The sequence below is a fragment of the Lysobacter cavernae genome (genome assembly GCF_042648505.1).
In the GTDB taxonomy this organism is placed as follows: Bacteria; Pseudomonadota; Gammaproteobacteria; order Xanthomonadales; family Xanthomonadaceae; genus Lysobacter_L; species Lysobacter_L cavernae.
Window position 1 is genome coordinate 175,889 of sequence record NZ_JBHRXK010000005.1, and the last position, 18,276, is coordinate 194,164.

Genomic DNA, 18,276 nt, shown 5'->3' on the forward strand with positions numbered 1-18,276 from the left:
CACTGGCCGCTCGTGGCGGCCAGTGTTGGGGTTACTGCGGGTATCGCGTCAGACGCGATGTTCCTCGTGCTGCTTCGGTGCTTCGTCCTGCGAGGCATCCGGCTGTGCCGCCGTCTCGCCTTGCACCGCGGCTTCCGCCGGCTCGGGTGCCGGTGCCGACGGCTGCGGCAGCGTGTCGAACAGGCCCGCGGTGCGCGGCGTGGCCGGTTCGGCTACGTCCGGCGTCGGAGCGACTTCTTGCGGACGCGAATCGGCTACTTCACTGGCGTCGGGCTTCTCGGGCGCGGTCGGCGCGGTCGGCTGCGGTTCGACGACGGTGACTTCCTCGACCACGGTCTCTTCGACAACAGCCTCTTCGACCACGGCCGGCGGCGGCACCACGGTGGGCGTGACCTGCGTGTTTTCGACGACGGCTTGCGGAGCCGGAGGCTCGTCCTGCGTTGCGGTCGGTGCGGTTTCGACCGCCGCGGGGGGCGGGGTCTGCGTCTCTGCGTGCGCAGCGGGGAGGGCGGATTCGGCTTCCGACGCAGCTTCTGGCGCCGCAATGATCACGGCGGCGACTGCGGCGACGGCCGGTGCAACCTGGGCACGGGGGGCCGGCTTCGGTGCTTCGGTCACGTCCTCGAAATCGAATTCCGGCTGCGAACGGTTGGCCAGCGGTGCCGGTGCGGCCCCGGGCTCGTCGCCTGCGTTGTCGTCTTCGTCATCGAGCAGCGCGTCGTCATGCAGCTGCGCCTCACCGGCGGCACCGGTCTCGCCTGCACCGCGACGACGGCGGCGACCACCGCGGCGGCCACGGCGGCGGCGGCCAGCGCCTTCGCCTAGGGCCTCGTTGCCAACCGATGCGGCGTCCTGGTCGACGGTAACTGCCTCGCTGGTTGCAGCCGCTTCGAATTTCACCGCCTCGCTTCCAGCGACCGCGGCGTCCGTTGCGACAGCGATGGCGGGCAGGGCGACGACTGCTTCGATGGCCGGGGTTGCTGCCTCCGGCTTGCTGGCGGCGGCCGGCCTGGGCTCGCGCGGCGGACGCGGCGCATTCTGCGTCGCGCCTTGGGCGTTGCCCGGGCGCTCCTCGTTCTGCGGCTTGGGCGGCTTGGGCTGTTGCGCCTGCGGCTTGGGCGGCTGCGCTGCCTGCTTCTGCGGACGGTTCTGCTGCTGACCGGCCGGGCTGGCGCCCTGGGCCTGGGCTTGCTGCGGCTTTTCGCGGCGCGGCTCGTCGCGACGACCGTCGCGGCCCGGCTTGCCGCTGCGGCCGTCACGGCGCTGACCGTTGCGGTCATTGCGCTCGTTGCGGCCGCGGTTGTCCTGGCCGCGAGCCGTCGGGGCAGCTTCGGCCGCAGAGGCGCCTGTGGGCTGACTGCCGCCGAAGAAACGCAGGATGCGCTCGACCACGCCGATCGAATGCGTCGGCGTGGCGGCGACCGGTGCCGGGGCGGGAACCGCGGCGGCGACCGGGGTCTCGCGCGGCTCGCGCAGCGGGGCCGGCTGGGTCGGCTTGACGTTGGTGACGGCCGGCAGGTCCGGGATGTTGAGGTGGGCCTTGGTCAGCGCGTGGGTCGGCAGCTTGCGCGGGGTGCCGCGGTGGTAGCTGGGCTTGCTGGTTTCCTCGCCGAGCTCGTTCTCGCGGATGCGCGTGACCTCGTAATGCGGGGTGTGCAACTGCTCGTCGGCAACGATCACGATCGGCGCGTCATGGCGCTTCTCGATCTCGCTCAGCGCGCGGCGCTTCTCGTTGAGCAGGTAGTTGGCGATCTCGGTCGGTGCCTGCACCAGCACCTGGCCGGTGTTTTCCTTCATCGCGTGCTCTTCGGCCAGGCGCAGGATCGACAGCGACAGCGACTCGACGCTGCGCATGCGGCCGTGGCCGTCGCAGCGCGGGCACACCAGCTGGCTCGACTCGCCCAGCGACGGGCGCAGGCGCTGGCGGCTCATTTCCATCAGGCCGAAGCGCGAGATGCGGCCGATCTGCACGCGGGCGCGATCGGACTTGAGCGCGTTCTGCAGACGGTTCTCGACATCGCGCTGGTGCTTGTTGCTCGACATGTCGATGAAGTCGATCACCACCAGGCCGCCGAGGTCACGCAGGCGCAGCTGACGGGCCACTTCTTCGGCGGCTTCCAGGTTGGTGTGGAACGCGGTTTCCTCGATGTCGCCGCCCTTGGTGGCGCGCGCCGAGTTGACGTCGACCGCGGTCAGCGCCTCGGTCTGATCGATCACCAGCGCGCCGCCGGAGGGCAGGCGCACTTCGCGCTCGTAGGCGTTCTCGATCTGCGATTCGATCTGGAAGCGGTTGAACAGCGGGGTGTCGTCGGTGTAGTGCTTGAGCTTGCGCAGGTTGTGCGGCATCACCTGCTCGACGAAGTCGCGCGCCTCGGCGTACATCTCCGGCGTGTCGACCAGGATTTCGCCGATGTCCGGGCGCATGTAGTCGCGCAGGGCGCGGATGATCAGGCGCGATTCGGCGTAGATCAGGAACGGCGCCGGTTTGGTCAATGCGGCCTCGGCGACCGACTTCCAGATCTGCAGCAGGTAATCCAGGTCCCACTGCAGTTCTTCGGCATCGCGGCCGACGCCGGCGGTGCGGATGATCACACCCATGTCGTCGGGGATCGCCAGCGAGTCCATCGCTTTCTTGAGCTCGGCGCGGTCGTCGCCTTCGATACGGCGCGAAACGCCGCCCGCAGTCGGCGAGTTCGGCATCAGCACCATGTAGCGGCCGGCCAGCGAGATGAACGTGGTCAGGGCGGCGCCCTTGTTGCCGCGCTCTTCCTTGTCAACCTGGACCACGACCTCCTGGCCTTCGCGCAGCAGTTCGCGCAGCCCGGCCTTGTTGTGGTCGACGCCCGCCTGGAAGTAGTCGCGGGAGATTTCCTTCAGCGGCAGGAAGCCGTGGCGCTCGGCGCCGTATTCGACGAAGGCAGCTTCAAGGGAAGGCTCGAGCCGGGTGATGCGCCCCTTGTAGATGTTGGACTTCTTCTGTTCCTTCGCCGGTTGCTCGATGTCGATGTCGTACAGGTTCTGCCCGTCGACGATGGCGACGCGCAGTTCTTCTGCCTGCGTCGCATTGATCAGCATGCGTTTCATTGTTGCGTTCCTCGCGCGCTCCTGCGCGTAGTCGGCGCAGAACGCTTACGCATTCTGCGGCCGCGGAACGCCGTGGGCGTTTCGCCTCTGGATACCGCAAGCCGGCCAGCGTGGGGGCAAATCCCAGGAGGGAGCCCGTCGGCGGCGGCTTCAAGTTTTCCAGCGCTACGACACCACGGCACGCCGCGGGAGCGCTTGTTGTTACTTTCCTGACTGCAAGGCCGGCGGCGCTGGCGCCGCACGGGACGTTGTTCATCGCAGGTGGTTTGACCCACCGGACGAGGGCCGGTTCCGCCGGGCTGCGCTTGCTAACATGTCTACCCCGTGGGCAGTGGTTAGACGCGGACCGGAATCGCAGGAGGGGGCTTTCGGCCCCTTAGGTGACAACTTCCTGCGAAATCAAAACCTTATCTCGCGTCGCGAGTGTATCAGATAACCCTTCCCGGATGACCCATTCAGTGACATCAACGGCAGCCCCGGCGGGTGCCCGGACCGTGCGCGTCCCCGACGACCGCGACGGCCAGCGCCTCGACAACTTCCTGCTCGGCCAGCTCAAGGGCGCGCCGCGCTCGCTGATCTACAAGCTGGTGCGCTCCGGCCAGGTGCGGGTCAACGGCGGCCGCGCCAAGGCCGAGCGCAAGCTCGAGGCCGGTGACGAGGTGCGCATCCCACCGGTGCGTCTGGGCGAGACCGGCGACAAGGGCACGCCACCGAAGGGCTTCATGGATGCGCTGGATGCCGCGATCGTGTTCGAGGACGCGCGCCTGCTGGCCCTGAACAAGCCCTCCGGGGTGGCCAGTCATGGCGGCAGCGGCATTTCCTTCGGCGCAATCGAAACCCTGCGCGCGCTACGGCCCGGGCACACGCTGGAGCTGGTGCACCGGCTCGACCGTGACACGTCCGGCCTGCTGATCGTGGCCAAGAAGCGTTCGGCCCTGACCGAACTGCAGGCACTGATGCGTGAAGAGGGCGGCATCAACAAGCGTTACCTGGCGTTGCTGACCGGGCGCATGCCCGACGGGGTGATGAGCGTCGACGCGCCGTTGCACATCGGCCTGCGCCAGGGCGGCGAGCGCCACGTCCAGGTCAACGCGGCCGGCAAGCCGTCGCTGAGCCATTTCAAGGTGCTGGAGCGCCGCGGCGGGCAGTCCTACTGCGAAGTCCGCATCGAGACCGGTCGCACCCACCAGATCCGTGTGCACGCCCAACACATCGGTCATCCGATCGCTGGCGACGACAAGTACGGCGACGCCGAGGCCAACAAGCGCCTGCGTGAGCAGGCCGGGCTCAAGCGCCTGTTCCTGCACGCTTCGACGCTGGAGTTCGCCCTCGACGGCGGCAAGGCGCCGTATCTGTTGAATGCGCCGCTGGCCACGGAGCTGGTCGACGTGCTCGACCGGCTTGGCTGAGACGACGTCCCTCGCGCATCGCTAACGCTGCGCGAGGCGGGGGCTCAGCCCTCGCGCTTGCGTTGCTCGTCGAGGACGAAGCACGAGTCCGGTCGCATCACCGGCGGCTTGAAGTTCACCGGCACCTGCAGCGTGGTCGTTACCGGCTGGCCACCGCGGGTGGCTGGCTGGAAACGCCAGTGGCGCACGGCCTCGTGGGCGGCCTGGTCGAGCGCCTGCACGCGGCTGCTCTGCGCGGTGCGCACGTCCTTTGGTCGCCCGTCGGGGCCGATCGACATCAGCAGCACGACCTGGCCGCCGATCTCGTCGCAGGCCAGTTCGGGCGGGTAGGCCGGTGGCGGGGTATCGATGGCCATCAACTTGGTCGACGGGATCGACGGTACGGCCGGGCCCTGGTGGCAGGCCGCCAGCAAAGTGCCCAGGGCGACGGCGCAACAGGCGGGCAGGCATTGGCGAAGAGTGTTCACGTGATCGACCTCGTGTTGCTGGTGCTGATGGGTTACCGGCATCACGATGCGAGCGCTTCGGCCCTGGCCGCGCAGATGAAGTCGTTCTCGCTGAGCCCGCCGACATCGTGGGTGGAATAACGCACCACGCAGCGGTTGTAGTGCACGCTGAGATCCGGGTGATGGTCTTCGCGGTGGGCCATGAAGGCCAGCGCGTTCACGAACGCCATCGTCTCGTAGTAGTTGCCGAAGGCGAAGGTCTTGGTCAGGGCATGGCCGTCCTCGGCCAGCTCCCAGCCGGGAACCTCGGGCAGCAGCTCGCGCACGCGCGCTTCGCTGAGCTTGTGCTCGCTGCCGCGGCGGGCTATGCAATGGGCCTGGGCGAGGGGGATGAGGTCGTTCATGGCTGGATTCCTTGCGGAGGGCGCACCGACTGAACGAAATCACATCGGTGGTAGGCGTAGAGTGCAGGCGCGCCATCGGGCTGCGCGGACCCCGTTAGAATAGCCCCATGATCAACATTTCCGAATCCGCCCCCAAGAGCATGTCCCGCAAGCTGCTCGGGTCGAAGCGTACGCACGCATGATCAATATTTCCGAATCCGCCCAAAGCCACTTCCGCAAGCTCATCGAGCGTGAGGCCCTGCCGGGCCTGGGCGTGCGCCTGTCGGCCGTCCACCCCGGCACCTCGCGTGCCGACGTGCGCCTGGAGTTCGCCGAGCCTGGCGACCTGCACGGTGACGAGTGGGCGGTGGATTGCGAAGGCTTCACCGTGTGGCTGGAAGCGGCCAGCGTGAAGTTCCTGGACGGCGCGCAGATCGATTACGAAACCCAGGCTACCGGCGGCCAGCTGCAGATCCGCGCGCCCAAGATCAAGGGCGAAGCGCCGGCCGATTCGGCGTCGCTGGTCGAGCGTGTGCACTGGCTGGTCGAGCACGAGATCAATCCGCAGTTGGCGAGCCACCGCGGCAACGTCGCGGTGCAGGAAGTCACCGCCGACGGCGTGGTCGTGCTGCGCTTCGGTGGCGGTTGCCACGGCTGCGGCATGGCCGACGTGACCTTGAAGCAGGGCATCGAGAAGACGCTGATGGAAAAGGTCCCCGGCGTGACCGCGGTGCGCGATGCCACCGATCACGACAGCGGCGAGGCACCTTACATCCGCCGCGACAACGCGGCCTGAGTCCGGCGCGGCGTAGTTGATGTTCTCCGCCGCCGATCTCATCCAGGCCCTGCAGCGACGGTTGCAGCTGGTGGCACCGCACCGGCGGCGACCGCCCGGTGAGTTCCCGCCCGGCTGGCAGGCATGGTTCGCGAGCATGACCGGGCGCGCCGGCGCGGTTACCGGTGCGACCGCCGATGCGATCATCGAGGTGTTCCTGCTGCGGCCCTTGGCGATGCCGCCGCGGCGGGTGGGCGAGCTCAACCGCTGGCAGGCCTTCGCCACGCTGTGGCGGCAACAGTGGCAACCGGCAGGGCGCGAGGACCGGCGGGCGCGCTGGTTCGCCTGGGGGGTCACCGTGCTGTGGCACCTGTTCTTCGCGGTGATGCTGCTCTATCTGATGTATCTGCGCTTCATGGCCGTCAGCGCGCCGCCGGAAGGCGAAACCGTGGTGCAGGTCGAGTACATCGGCGTCGGCACGCCCGACGAACCCGGTGGCGGTCCCGAGCAGCCGGCCGAACAGCCCGAACCTGCGCCTCAAGGCCAGCCCGAGCCTGCGGCCGCGGCGGCCGCCGAATCGCCCACGGCCGCCGCATTGCAACCGCCACAACCCCCGAGCCTGGAGGCGCCGGTGCCGGACGTGGCGCAGCGTGACGTGCCCGAACCGCAGTTGCCGCCGCCGACGGTCGAGCAGCCGGTCGCCGTCAGCGAGCCGACGCCGAGCGAACCGAGCGTGTTCGTACTGCCGCCGACCCGGCGCAGCCCGGAGCCGAGCATGGCGACGCCGCAGCTGAGCACGAGCCCGCAGGCGGTGCGGGCGATCGAGGTGCCGGAACCGGTGCAGCCGATTCGCCGCGAATTGCCGCAACGCGAGCTCCCGCTGCCGTCGATCGACGCGCGTACCCCTGAGGTCGCGGTGCGCGAGGTAACGGCGCCACTGCAGCGGGCACCGGTGCGCGAGTTGCCGCAGCCTTCGATCGCCGCGCCGGAATTGCGTTCGGCCACGCCCGACGTGCGTGTCGCTGAAATCCCCGCACCGGCCGCGCGCGCACCCGCCGCTTCCAGCTCGAGCGCCACGCCAGTGCCGGCCGCCGCACCGACCTCGACCTCGACCTCGACCTCGACCTCGACCTCGACCTCGACCTCGACCTCGACCAGCTCCGCGCCGGTGACGCCGAACCGCGCCACCGGTACCCCGTCAGCCAGCGGCACCCGCCCGGTCACCAGTGCCGGCGCCGGCCCCAAGCCGACGTCTGCCCCGGGCAGTTGGACGACCCCTGCGCGCGCCGACGACTGGGGCGACTCGACCCGTAATCAGCCGGGTGCGCAACGTGGCGAGCCCGGCCTCTACAACGGCGACGGCAGCGTCCGGCTGGCCGAAACGCCGGGCTCCGCATCCCCGGCCCAGCCGCCGGGAACGATCACCCAGGAGATCAAGGACCTCGACCGTGCCGGCACCTGGTTGCGGCGCAAGCCAAACGATTTCGAGCCGACCTCGTTCGACAAGTACTGGGTGCCCAACGAGACTCTCTTGGCCGAATGGGTGCGCAAGGGCATCCAGAAGGTCGCGATCCCGATCCCCGGCACCAACAAGCGGATCGAATGCGTGGTGTCGATGCTCGGTCTTGGTGGCGGCTGCGGCATCACCGACCCCAACCTCAACGAGCAGCCGGCCGGGGCGCGACCGCCGCCGGATGTTCCATTCAAGCCGGCGCTGCAGGAAAACAACGGCAGCGTGAAGCCGGATTAGCTTGCGGGGGCGGCGTTCGCCGGGGTGGATGCGCCACGAAAAAAGGCCCGCTTGCGCGGGCCTTTTCGATCGGTCGATCCGTGCGCGATCAGTGCACGTTGTGCAGGTCGCGCAGGCCGCTCTTGCGCGAACCGAAGTAGGCGGCAAGATCGGCGATCTGCTGATCGGTCAGGTCCTTGGCCTGGCTCGACATCAACGCGTGCTCGCGGTCGCCATCGCGGTAGGCCTGCAGCGAGTGGGCGATGTAGTCGTAGTACTGGCCGGCCAGCTTCGGGTAGGTCTCGTCGATCGGCGCATTGCCTTCGGCACCGTGGCAGTCGACGCAGGACTGGCCCGTGGCCTTGCCCTTGCTGCTGGCGAGTTGCTCGCCGGCGGCGATGTGACCGGCCGGCAGGCCGGCGGACGAGGAGGTGTGGCCTTCGGCGCGATCGGCGGCGGAATGTTCGGCCGGCGTGTCGGACTGGGAGCAGCCGACGGCCGCGACGGTTGCGAGCAGTGCAATGGCGAGGAACTTGATCGTCATGGTCGTCTGCTCGCTCACTTCAGGGCCGAGAGGAAGGCGGCGATGTCGGCGATGTCCTGGTCAGAGAAACTCTGGGACTGGGCCTGCATGGTCGGGTGCTTGCGCGCGCCTTTCTTGTATTCGGTCAAGGCATTGACGAGGTACACGGCCGACTGCCCGCCGATCTTCGGCACGTGGTAGTTCGGGTAGGCGTTCTTGTAGCCGGAGATGCCGTGGCAACCCTGGCAGGTGTAGGTCAGTTGGCGACCCTTGTCGGCGTTGCCCTGGGCGGCGGGAGCCGGCGTGGCGGCCGCGGCGGCGGCAGGGGCCTGGGCTGCATCCTGGGCCGATGCAGTGAACGCAACGGTGGTCAGGGCGAAGCAGGCGGCGATCATCAGCGGTCGCATCATGTCGTAGTCCGCAATCTCGAATGGCTAGCGAAAGGTTCTGAAGCTGGCTGCACGTGGCCCGATTCCTGACTGGGCCGCGCATAAGTCGGTCAGTATAGCCTGCGAGATCGATGCAACGAAGCCGTGCCATTTTGCATCGGAAGTTCTTGAGGCCCACTCGCAACGTTTGCACGGCTCTTCGGCCGGGCGACCTGCGGTGCGCCGGACGGCATGGCGGCAGTCACCATGACCTTCGGCGGATGGAGGCTTTCGAGGTCAGTGATATACCTACATACAACACCGGTATACGGTCCGGTACATAACCAAATCTAGGGGTTCTGCAGATGCGTCATCTCTCCCGTTCGCGCAGTCGTGGTCTGGTGCGTGCTGCCACGGTCCTGCTGCCTGTGTTGATGCTGGTCGCCTGCAAAGGCGGCGAGGGCGGCGGTGAGGCCCAGGCCAAGGCCGGCGAGAAAGAGGGGCCGGAGGCGGTGCCGGTGGAGGTCGCCAAGGCCTCGCGCCGTTCGGTGTCCGCCAGCTACACCGGCACGGCCCCGCTGGAGCCGCTGGCCGAATCGCAGGTGGTCGCCAAGACCTCGGGCGTGGCGCTCAACGTGCTGGTCGAGGAAGGCCAGCAGATACGTGCCGGCCAGACCCTGGTGCGCCTGGATTCGGCCCGGTCGGAGCTGCAGGCAGCGCAGACCGCCGCGCAGATGCGCAAGCTCGAGGCCAACTACGCCCGTGCCAGGCAGATGGCCGAGCAGAAGCTGCTCAGCGCCAACGACAACGACCAACTGCGCTACGACCTCGAGAACGCCCGCGCGGCCAATCGCCTGGCCAATCTCGAACTGTCGTACGCCAATGTCGAGGCACCGATCTCCGGCGTGATCGCCTCGCGTTCGATCAAGACCGGCAACTTCGTGCAGATCAACACACCGATCTTCCGCATCGTCGACACCTCGCGCCTGGAGGCCACGCTCAACGTGCCCGAGCGCGAGCTGGCCACGCTCAAGGCCGGGCTGCCGGTGCAGCTCGCCGTCGACGCGCTTCCGGGCAAGGTCTTCACCGGTGTCGTGGACCGCGTCGCGCCGGTGGTCGATTCCGGCAGTGGCACCTTCCGCGTGGTCTGCGCGTTTGTCGGCGGCGGCGTGCTGCAACCGGGCATGTTCGGTCGCATCAAGATCGACTACGACCAGCGCGCCGATGCCCTGGTGGTGCCGCGCGTCGCCCTGCTCGAGGACGAAGGCGACCCGGCCGTGTACGTGGTCAACGGCGACAAGACCAAGCGCGTGCCGGTCAAGCTGGGCTATGTCGACGGGTCCTGGGCCGAGATCCGCGCAGGCGTGAAGCAGGGCGACCAGGTCGTGACCGCGGGCAAGGCCGCCCTGCGCGACGGCAGCGTGGTGCAGGTGATCGGCCAGCCGGTGCCCAAGGCACAGGTCGCGGCTGCGGAGAAATCCGACGGCACCAAGCAGCAGTAAGCGCGGAGAAGCCCCGTGACACAGCCATCGGACGCGAGCTCCTTCAACCTCGTCGAATTCTCCACCCGCCGTCGTGTGACGGTGGCGATGATGACCCTCACCCTGGTGCTGTTTGGCCTGATCGCGTTGGGCGATCTCAAGGTCAACCTGCTGCCCGACCTGAGCTACCCCACGCTGACCGTGCGCACCGAATACACCGGTGCCGCGCCGTCGGAGATCGAGACGCTGATCAGCGAGCCGGTCGAAGAAGCCGTCGGCGTGGTCAAAGGCCTGCGCAAGCTAAAGTCGGTGTCGCGCACCGGCCAGAGCGACGTCGTGCTCGAGTTCGCCTGGGGCACCGACATGGACCAGGCAGGTCTGGAGGTGCGCGACAAGATGGAGGTGCTGCAGCTGCCGCTGGAGGCGAAGGCGCCGGTGCTGCTGCGCTTCAATCCGTCGACCGAGCCGATCCTGCGCATCGCCTTGTCGTCCAAGAACGATGACGACTCGGTGCGTCAGCTCACCGCGCTGCGCCGCTATGCCGACGATGACCTGAAGAAGAAGCTGGAGCCGGTCAGCGGCGTCGCCGCGGTCAAGGTCGGCGGTGGTCTGGAGGACGAGATCCAGGTCGACATCGACCAGCAGAAGCTGGCGCAGCTCAACCTGCCGATCGACACCGTCATCCAGCGCCTGCAGCAGGAAAACATCAACATTTCCGGCGGCCGCCTCGAGGAGGGCTCGCAGCGCTACCTGGTGCGCACCGTCAACCAGTTCGCCAGCGTCGCCGAGATGCGCGAGATGCTGGTCACCACGCAGAGCGGTGGCGACAACGCCGCCGCCAGTGCGGCCGCGCAGATGGCGGCGATCGCAGCCTCGACCGGCGACGCGGCGGCGATGGCCGCGGCAGCTTCGGTGCAGAACGCGAACTCGTCATCGTCCAGCACCGCTGCCGGTGGCATGCCGGTGCGGCTCAAGGACATCGCCGACGTGCGCCAGGGCTACAAGGAGCGCGAGGCGATCATTCGCCTGGCCGGTCGGGAAGCGGTCGAGCTGGCGATCTACAAGGAAGGCGATGCCAATACCGTTGCCACCGCCGACGCCATCGAGGCGCGACTGAAGCAGATCAAGGACCAGATCCCGTCCGACATCGAGCTGACCACCATCGATGACCAGTCGCAGTTCATCCGCCACGCCATCAGCGACGTGAAGATGGACGCGGTGATCGGCGGCGTGCTCGCGGTGCTGATCATCTTCCTGTTCCTGCGTGATGGCTGGAGCACGTTCGTGATCGGCCTGTCGCTGCCGGTGTCGATCATCACCACGTTCTTCTTCATGGGGCAGCTGGACCTGAGCCTCAACGTGATGTCGCTGGGCGGCCTCGCGCTGGCCACCGGCCTGGTCGTCGACGACTCGATCGTGGTGCTGGAGAGCATCGCCAAGGCGCGCGAACGCGGCCTGGGCGTCCTCGATGCGGCCATTGCCGGCACGCGCGAGGTCAGCATGGCAGTGGTGGCTTCGACCTTGACCACCATCGCGGTGTTCCTGCCGCTGGTGTTCGTCGAAGGCATTGCTGGCCAGTTGTTCCGTGATCAGGCACTGACCGTGGCGCTGGCCATCGGCATCTCGCTGGTGGTGTCGATGACGCTGATCCCGATGCTGAGCGCGCTCAAGGGCCGGCCGCCGATGGCGTTCCCGGAGGAAACGTCGCACTCGCGCTGGCAGCCGAAGTCGAAGTTGCAGAAGCCACTGGCCGCGGTCGAGCATGGCATCGGCGTGGGCACGCGCGGTGTGCTGTTCGGCATCGCCTGGTTCTTCGTGCGGATCTGGCGCGGCCTGGTCGCGGTGGTGGGACCGTTCATGCGCAAGCTGAGCGATCTGGCGATGGCGCCCTACGGTCGCGCCGAGCGCGGCTACCTGAAGTTGCTGCCGGCCGCATTGGGCAAGCCGTGGCTGGTGCTGGGCTTCGCCACGGCGGCGTTTGCACTGACCTTGCTGGTCGTGCCGTTGCTCGGTGCCGACCTGATCCCGCAGTTGGCGCAGGACCGCTTCGAGATGACGGTCAAGCTGCCACCGGGCACGCCGCTGCGCGACACCGATGCGCTGGTGCGTGAGCTGCAGCAAAAGCATGCCAAGGACCCGGGCGTGAAGACGCTGTACGGCGTCAGCGGCAGTGGCACGCGGCTGGATGCCAGCCCGACCGAAAGCGGCGAGAACATCGGCAAGCTCAGCATCGTCATGACCGACGGCGGCAGCAAGCGGATCGAGGCCGAGGAAACTGATCGCCTGCGTCAGACCATGGCCAATCACCCCAGCGCCCAGGTCGACTTCAGCCGTCCCGAACTCTTCAGTTTCTCCACGCCGCTGGAAATCGAACTGCGTGGCCAGGACCTGGCCTCGATCGAGCGCGCAGGCCAGCAGATGGCGGCGATGCTGCGCGGCAATCCGCACTATGCCGACGTCAAGTCGACGGTGGAGCAGGGCTTTCCGGAGATCCAGATCCGCTTCGACCAGGACCGCGCCGCTGCGCTCGGCCTGACCACGCGCCAGATCGCCGATGTGGTGGTCAAGAAGGTGCGCGGCGATGTTGCCACCCGCTACAGCTTCCGCGACCGCAAGATCGACGTGCTGGTGCGCGCGCAGGAGACCGACCGTGCGTCGGTCGAAAGCATCCGCCGCCTGATCGTCAATCCCGGCAGCAACCGGCCGGTGACGCTGGACTCGGTCGCCGACGTCGTCTCGACCACCGGCCCCAGCGAGATCCACCGTGCCGACCAGGTGCGCGTCGCGATCGTCTCGGCCAACCTGCGTGACATCGACCTCGGTGGCGCGGTGCAGGAAGTGCAGGACATGGTCACCAAGCAACCGTTCGGTGCCGACGTGCGCATGCACATCGGCGGCCAGGGCGAGGAGCTGGCCGAGTCGGTGAAGTCGCTGCTGTTCGCGTTCGGCTTGGCGGTGTTCCTGGTTTATCTGGTCATGGCCTCGCAGTTCGAATCGCTGCTGCATCCGTTCGTGATCCTGTTCACCATCCCGCTGGCGATGGTCGGCGCAGTGCTGGCGCTGTTGCTGACGCGCTCGCCGGTGTCGGTGGTGGTGTTCATCGGCCTGATCCTGCTGGTCGGCCTGGTGGTGAAGAACGCGATCATCCTGATCGACAAGGTCAACCAGCTGCGCGAGGTCGGCGTGGCCAAGCGCGAGGCGCTGGTCGAGGGTGCGCGCTCGCGACTGCGGCCGATCATCATGACCACCACCTGCACCTTGTTCGGCTTCCTGCCGCTGGCGCTGGCGATGGGCGAGGGCGCCGAGGTGCGATCGCCGATGGCGATCACCGTGATCGGTGGCCTGCTGGTGTCGACGCTGCTGACGCTGGTGGTGATCCCGGTGGTCTACGACCTGCTCGACCGTCGTGCCGACGAGTACTATCGCGAACGCGGTCGCCGTGCGCGCCGCGAGCACGATGTGGTGACCGCGCTGATCGAGGACGAGCAGGCGCCGTTGGCTGGTCCTGATCAGACCAGTCCGGGCAAGGCTTGAGGAGCGTGCAATGACCATTGCCGAGCTCAGCATCAAGCGTCCGGTCACGGCGATCATGCTGTTCGTGTCGCTGTTCGTGATTGGCCTGATCGCGGCGGTGCGGTTGCCGCTGGAGGCGTTCCCGGAGGTCTCGCCGCCCTTCATCTTCGTGCAGATGCCGTACACCGGCTCCACGCCCGAGGAGGTAGAGCGCACCGTGCTGCGACCGGTGGAGGAAACGCTGTCGACGATGACCGGCATCAAGCGCATGGATGCCAGCGCACGTGCCGACGGCGCCAATATCTTCATCCAGTTCTCCAACTGGGATCGTGATGTCGCCATCGCCGCATCGGAGGCGCGCGAGCGCATCGATGCGATCCGCAGCGACTTGCCGGACGACCTGCAACGGTTCTTCGTGCTGAAGTTCTCGACCACCGATGAGCCCGTTCTGCGCGTGCGCCTGGCCGGCGATACCGATCTTACCGGCGCGTACGACATGATCGAGCGCGAGTTCAAGCGGCGACTGGAGCGCATCCCCGGCGTTGCCCGCGTCGAGGTGTCCGGCGCGCCGCCGAACGAGGTCGAGATCGCGATCGCGCCGGATCGGTTGACCGCGCACAACCTCAGCCTCAACGATCTGACCACGCGGCTGCAGGCGGTCAATTTCTCGGTGTCCGCCGGCCAGATCGACGACGGCGGCCGCCGGCTGCGCGTGCAGCCGGTCGGCGAGATCACCGACCTGCAGCAGCTGCGTGACCTGGTGATCGGCAACAACGGCGTGCGCCTGGGCGACATCGCCGATGTGCGGCTGAAACCCGCGCGAATGGACTATGGGCGCCGCCTCGACGGCCGTCCCGCGGTTGGCCTGGACATCTACAAGGAGCGCAACGCCAACCTGGTCGAGGTGTCGAGCAATGCGTTGAAGGAGGTCGAAAGCATCCGCGCGCAGCCGCAGATGAGCGGCATCCAGGTCAAGATCATCGACAACCAGGGCGAGAACGTCACCACCTCGCTGCTGGAGCTGGCCGAAGCCGGTGGCATCGGCCTGCTGCTGTCGATCATGGTGCTGTTCTTCTTCCTGCGCCATTGGCCGTCGACGCTGATGGTGACGCTGGCCATCCCGCTGTGTTTCGTGATGACGCTGGGTTTCATGTACTTCGCCGGTGTCACTCTCAACATCCTGACCATGATGGGCCTGCTGCTCGCGGTCGGCATGCTGGTCGACAACGCCGTGGTGGTGGTCGAGAGCATCTACCAGGAACGCGAGAAGATGCCGGACCAACCGCGTCTGGCCTCGATCCTGGGCACCAAGCACGTGGCCATCGCGCTGTCGGCCGGCACGCTGTGCCATTGCATCGTGTTCGTGCCCAACCTGTTTGGCGATCGCAACTTCCTCAGCATCTACATGGCGCAGATCGCGATCACCATCTCGGTGTCGCTGCTGGCGTCCTGGCTGGTGGCCGTCAGCCTGATCCCGATGCTGTCGGCGAAGCTCAAGACGCCGCCTGCCGTCAACAACCCCAGTGGGCTGATCCCGCGCATGCAGACGCGCTATGCGGGCCTGCTGCGCTGGACGCTGGAACACCGTGGCTGGAGCGTGCTCGGCATATTGTTGATCGTCGTGGTCAGCATCTTCCCGATCACCCAGACCAAGTTCGACATGTTCGGCGGTGACGAAAGCCACGAGACCAACATCTTCTACAAGTGGAAGGGCAGTTACACCAAAGAACAGATGTCCGACGAGCTGTTGCGCGTGGAGAAGTTCCTCGATGCCAACCGCAAGCGTTACCACATCACCCAGATCTATTCGTACTACAGCGAGGTCGGTGGCGCCGGTACACGCGTCACTTTCGACAAGGACAAGGTCGATGTGATCAAGCCGCTGACCGACAAGCTCAGCAAGGAGCTGCCGAAGTCGGCACGCGCGACCATCGGCATCGGCTATGACAACGGTCCGGGCGGTGGCGGTCAGCCGGGCAAGAACGTGCAGGTGCAACTGGTCGGTGACTCGACCCAGACCCTGGCCGAACTCGGCAAGGAGATCGTGCCGATCCTGGCCAAGCGCAAGGAACTGCGCGACGTGCGTGTCGACGTCGGCGACCAGAACAGCGAGTTGGCCGTGCGCGTCGACCGCGAGCGTGCCGCGGCGTTCGGCTTCAGTGCGCAGGATGTCTCGCGGTTCGTCGGCCTGGCCCTGCGCGGTGCGCCTCTGCGCGAGTTCCGTCGCGGTGAGACCGAAGTGCCGGTGTGGGTGCGTTTCGCCGGTGCCGAGGGCTACGGTGTCGAGGATATCGCCGCGTTCACGGTGCGTGCGCCGGATGGCCGCAGCGTGCCGTTGCTGAGCATGGTCGACGTCGACGTGCATCCGGCGGCGACCGAGGTCAACCGGGTCAATCGCCAGACCACGCTGACCATCCAGGCCAATCTCGATGGCAAGACCACCGTGCCCGAGGCGCGCAAGGCGATGGAGGATGCGCTCAAGGCGATCGCGTTCCCAGCCGGCTACAGCTATTCGTTCGAGGGCGGCGCGTTCCAGGAGGAGGACGAGGCCAACAAGCAGATGATGTTCAACCTGGTCATCGCCCTGGTCATGATCTACGTGGTGATGGCGGCGGTGTTCGAGTCGCTGCTGTTCCCCGCGGCGATCATGAGCGGCGTGCTGTTCTCGGTGTTCGGCGTGTTCTGGCTGTTCTGGATCACCAGCACCACGTTCGGGATCATGTCCTTCATCGGCATCCTGGTGCTGATGGGCGTGGTGGTGAACAACGGCATCGTGATGATCGAGCACATCAACAACCTGCGCCGGCGTGGCCTGTCGCGCACCGAGGCACTGGTCGAGGGCAGTCGTGAACGCCTGCGTCCCATCCTGATGACGATGGGCACGGCGATCCTGGCGATGGTGCCGATCGCGCTGGCCACCAGCAGCGGTGGCAACGACATGCCGGCTTACTTCCCGATGGCACGCGCGATCGCCGGTGGCCTGGCGTTCTCGACGGTGGTCAGCCTGCTGTTCCTGCCGACGATCTATTCGATCTTGGACGACGTCAGCAACGCCATGAAGCGCATCGTGCGGCGTGCGCGCGGCAAGCAGGACAGTGCGATGCCGGCAGCGGCGGTCGCGGCGATTTCGGTCGATTAGCCGATCATGGTGCGGCTTTAGAAAGCGGGAGGCCTTGGCCTCCCGTTTTTCTTGCGCGCTCGAGCGGCCGGCTCAGCCGACCAGTTTGCCAAGCATGCGCAACCCACCGGTCCAGACCCCGATCGCCGTGCCCAGGCTGGTCAGGAAGAAGTTCAGCAGCACCCGTGCGACTCGGTTGCGCCACCAGCCGCGCACGCTCTGCACGTCGTTGCGCAACGCCATGAAATCGGCGTAGGTCGGCTTGCGCAGCCAGGCCTCGGTCAGGGCGCTGAGCGTGCCGGAGGCCAGTGCCGGATGCAGTGGCGTGATCGGCGAGGCGACGAAGGCCACCAGGATGCTGAGCGGGTGACCGCCTGCCACCGCGCAGCCGATCGCGCCGAGCACGCCGGTCGCCAGCACCCATTGCAGCAGCAAGTCGGAGCCGACGTCGATGCCACCCTGCCAGAAGCCCCAGGCGAAGCCGCCGAGCACGAACGTCGCCAGCACGATGGTGAACCACGGCACGTCGCTCTTTTTCGGCAGCGCCTCGAGTTCTTCGCGGATGGTGTCCGGTGCGCGGGTTTCCTCGCCCAGATGCCGGGCCAGGCCCTGCAGGTGGCCGGCGCCGACCACCGCCAGCACTTCACGCGCGTCGCCATGCGTTTCGCGCAGGCGTGCGGCCATGTAGCGGTCGCGCTCGGCGATCACGCTCTCGTACAACTCGGGGCTGTCGCTGGCGAACTCGCCGAAGCTCGACTCGAGCATGTCGCCCTGCTTGAGCTTCTCGATCTCATCAGCGCCGACCTCCTCGTCGGCGAACAACGCCGCGAACAGACCCGCGCCGAGCTTGGCGCGTCCCCACCAGCCCAGTTTGCTGGAGGCGCGCTTGAAGGTCAGGCCGACGTCGCGATCGATCAGGTGCACCGGCAAGTCGCGCTGGCGCGCTTCGAGCACGGCGCGCTTGAGTTCGGCACCGGGCTCGATGCCCAGTTGCTCGGCGAGGCGGCGCTGGTACGCCGCCAGCGCCAGGTTGGCGGCGAACAGCGCGGTCTTGCCGGTGCGGATCACCTGGATCAGGTCGAGCTTGGCCAGCGCGTCCGGGTCGGTCAGCGCCTGCAGGCGTTGCGGGTCGAGTTCGACCGCGACCGCATCGAAGGCACCGCTGCCGATCGCATCGCGCACCGCGTCGACGCTGGCCTGCGACACGTGGGCGGTGCCGAGCAGGGTGTAGCGCACGCCGTCGCGCTCGACGATCGCGTGAGGCTGGCTTTGCAGCACGCTGTGCAAGGTCGTCGTCTCAGCCATGGGCAGCGTCGGACGTGGGAAGGGGGGTGGGGAGAGCGAATGGATGCATGCCGCGACGGTCTGTTGGCGCTCCAGCAACACAACGGCGCCATCAGGCGCCGCTGCGTTGGATCGATGGAGTCATTGCCGGCAGCTTAGAGCC

At 67.4% G+C, this 18,276-nt stretch carries 12 protein-coding genes; 6 read left to right on the forward strand and 6 right to left on the reverse strand.

What is annotated here, in order from left to right; translation table 11 throughout:
• Positions 1 to 48 precede the first annotated feature (48 nt).
• Positions 49 to 3,084 carry an Rne/Rng family ribonuclease gene (locus ACFOLC_RS12515; RefSeq protein ID WP_386759585.1) on the reverse strand — a complete coding sequence of 1,012 codons (3,036 nt, stop codon included), beginning with the start codon at positions 3,082 to 3,084 and terminating at the stop codon, positions 49 to 51.
• Between the two features lie 446 nt (positions 3,085 to 3,530).
• On the opposite strand from ACFOLC_RS12515, the gene ACFOLC_RS12520 reads away from it, so the two are divergent.
• Positions 3,531 to 4,493, forward strand: coding sequence for an RluA family pseudouridine synthase (locus ACFOLC_RS12520; RefSeq protein ID WP_386759586.1), 963 nt, complete (start codon positions 3,531 to 3,533; stop codon positions 4,491 to 4,493).
• Between the two features lie 44 nt (positions 4,494 to 4,537).
• On the opposite strand, the gene ACFOLC_RS12525 is transcribed toward ACFOLC_RS12520, so the two are convergent.
• Positions 4,538 to 4,960: an energy transducer TonB gene (locus tag ACFOLC_RS12525; RefSeq protein WP_386759587.1), complete on the reverse strand. Its 423-nt coding sequence runs from the start codon at positions 4,958 to 4,960 to the stop codon at positions 4,538 to 4,540.
• A gap of 41 nt (positions 4,961 to 5,001) precedes the next feature.
• On the reverse strand, positions 5,002 to 5,343 hold the full coding sequence (locus ACFOLC_RS12530) for a 4a-hydroxytetrahydrobiopterin dehydratase (RefSeq protein WP_386759588.1): 342 nt from the start codon (positions 5,341 to 5,343) through the stop codon (positions 5,002 to 5,004).
• Positions 5,344 to 5,521: 178 nt separating this feature from the next.
• On the opposite strand from ACFOLC_RS12530, the gene ACFOLC_RS12535 reads away from it, so the two are divergent.
• Both ACFOLC_RS12535 and ACFOLC_RS12540 read left to right on the forward strand, forming a co-directional pair.
• Positions 5,522 to 6,118, forward strand: a complete 597-nt coding sequence (locus ACFOLC_RS12535) for an NfuA family Fe-S biogenesis protein (protein ID WP_386759589.1) — start codon at positions 5,522 to 5,524, stop codon at positions 6,116 to 6,118.
• Positions 6,119 to 6,137: 19 nt separating this feature from the next.
• Complete coding sequence (locus tag ACFOLC_RS12540) at positions 6,138 to 7,847, forward strand: hypothetical protein (RefSeq protein ID WP_386759590.1); 1,710 nt, start codon at positions 6,138 to 6,140, stop codon at positions 7,845 to 7,847.
• Positions 7,848 to 7,935: 88 nt separating this feature from the next.
• On the opposite strand, the gene ACFOLC_RS12545 is transcribed toward ACFOLC_RS12540, so the two are convergent.
• Both ACFOLC_RS12545 and ACFOLC_RS12550 read right to left on the reverse strand, forming a co-directional pair.
• Positions 7,936 to 8,370, reverse strand: coding sequence for a c-type cytochrome (locus ACFOLC_RS12545; RefSeq protein ID WP_386759591.1), 435 nt, complete (start codon positions 8,368 to 8,370; stop codon positions 7,936 to 7,938).
• 14 nt (positions 8,371 to 8,384) lie between these two features.
• On the reverse strand, positions 8,385 to 8,756 hold the full coding sequence (locus tag ACFOLC_RS12550) for a c-type cytochrome (RefSeq protein ID WP_386759617.1): 372 nt from the start codon (positions 8,754 to 8,756) through the stop codon (positions 8,385 to 8,387).
• 326 nt (positions 8,757 to 9,082) lie between these two features.
• On the opposite strand from ACFOLC_RS12550, the gene ACFOLC_RS12555 reads away from it, so the two are divergent.
• Genes ACFOLC_RS12555 through ACFOLC_RS12565 form a run of 3 tightly spaced genes read left to right on the forward strand, consistent with a single transcriptional unit; the run spans position 9,083 to position 16,850 of the window.
• Entirely contained in the window at positions 9,083 to 10,219 is a 1,137-nt protein-coding gene (locus ACFOLC_RS12555; protein WP_386759592.1) for an efflux RND transporter periplasmic adaptor subunit, read from the forward strand.
• A 15-nt stretch (positions 10,220 to 10,234) separates the two neighbouring features.
• The gene (locus tag ACFOLC_RS12560) at positions 10,235 to 13,732 is read left to right on the forward strand and encodes an efflux RND transporter permease subunit (RefSeq protein WP_386759593.1); all 3,498 of its coding nucleotides are present in this window, start codon (positions 10,235 to 10,237) and stop codon (positions 13,730 to 13,732) included.
• 10 nt (positions 13,733 to 13,742) lie between these two features.
• On the forward strand, positions 13,743 to 16,850 hold the full coding sequence (locus tag ACFOLC_RS12565; protein WP_386759594.1) for an efflux RND transporter permease subunit: 3,108 nt from the start codon (positions 13,743 to 13,745) through the stop codon (positions 16,848 to 16,850).
• A 72-nt stretch (positions 16,851 to 16,922) separates the two neighbouring features.
• Here the strand turns inward: ACFOLC_RS12565 and ACFOLC_RS12570 are convergent, their stop codons facing one another.
• Positions 16,923 to 18,134: a TraB/GumN family protein gene (locus tag ACFOLC_RS12570; protein ID WP_386759595.1), complete on the reverse strand. Its 1,212-nt coding sequence runs from the start codon at positions 18,132 to 18,134 to the stop codon at positions 16,923 to 16,925.
• Positions 18,135 to 18,276 lie beyond the last annotated feature (142 nt).

Excerpts from the sequence above, each read along its gene's own strand:
- ACFOLC_RS12540 (WP_386759590.1), top strand. The coding sequence starts at position 6,138 with ATGTTCTCCGCCGCCGATCTCATCCAGGCCCTGCAGCGACGGTTGCAG.
- ACFOLC_RS12565 (WP_386759594.1), top strand. The coding sequence starts at position 13,743 with ATGACCATTGCCGAGCTCAGCATCAAGCGTCCGGTCACGGCGATCATG.
- ACFOLC_RS12535 (WP_386759589.1), top strand. The coding sequence starts at position 5,522 with ATGATCAATATTTCCGAATCCGCCCAAAGCCACTTCCGCAAGCTCATC.
- ACFOLC_RS12570 (WP_386759595.1), bottom strand. The coding sequence starts at position 18,134 with ATGGCTGAGACGACGACCTTGCACAGCGTGCTGCAAAGCCAGCCTCAC.
- ACFOLC_RS12520 (WP_386759586.1), top strand. The coding sequence starts at position 3,531 with ATGACCCATTCAGTGACATCAACGGCAGCCCCGGCGGGTGCCCGGACC.
- ACFOLC_RS12545 (WP_386759591.1), bottom strand. The coding sequence starts at position 8,370 with ATGACGATCAAGTTCCTCGCCATTGCACTGCTCGCAACCGTCGCGGCC.
- ACFOLC_RS12530 (WP_386759588.1), bottom strand. The coding sequence starts at position 5,343 with ATGAACGACCTCATCCCCCTCGCCCAGGCCCATTGCATAGCCCGCCGC.
- ACFOLC_RS12550 (WP_386759617.1), bottom strand. The coding sequence starts at position 8,756 with ATGCGACCGCTGATGATCGCCGCCTGCTTCGCCCTGACCACCGTTGCG.
- ACFOLC_RS12515 (WP_386759585.1), bottom strand. The coding sequence starts at position 3,084 with ATGAAACGCATGCTGATCAATGCGACGCAGGCAGAAGAACTGCGCGTC.
- ACFOLC_RS12555 (WP_386759592.1), top strand. The coding sequence starts at position 9,083 with ATGCGTCATCTCTCCCGTTCGCGCAGTCGTGGTCTGGTGCGTGCTGCC.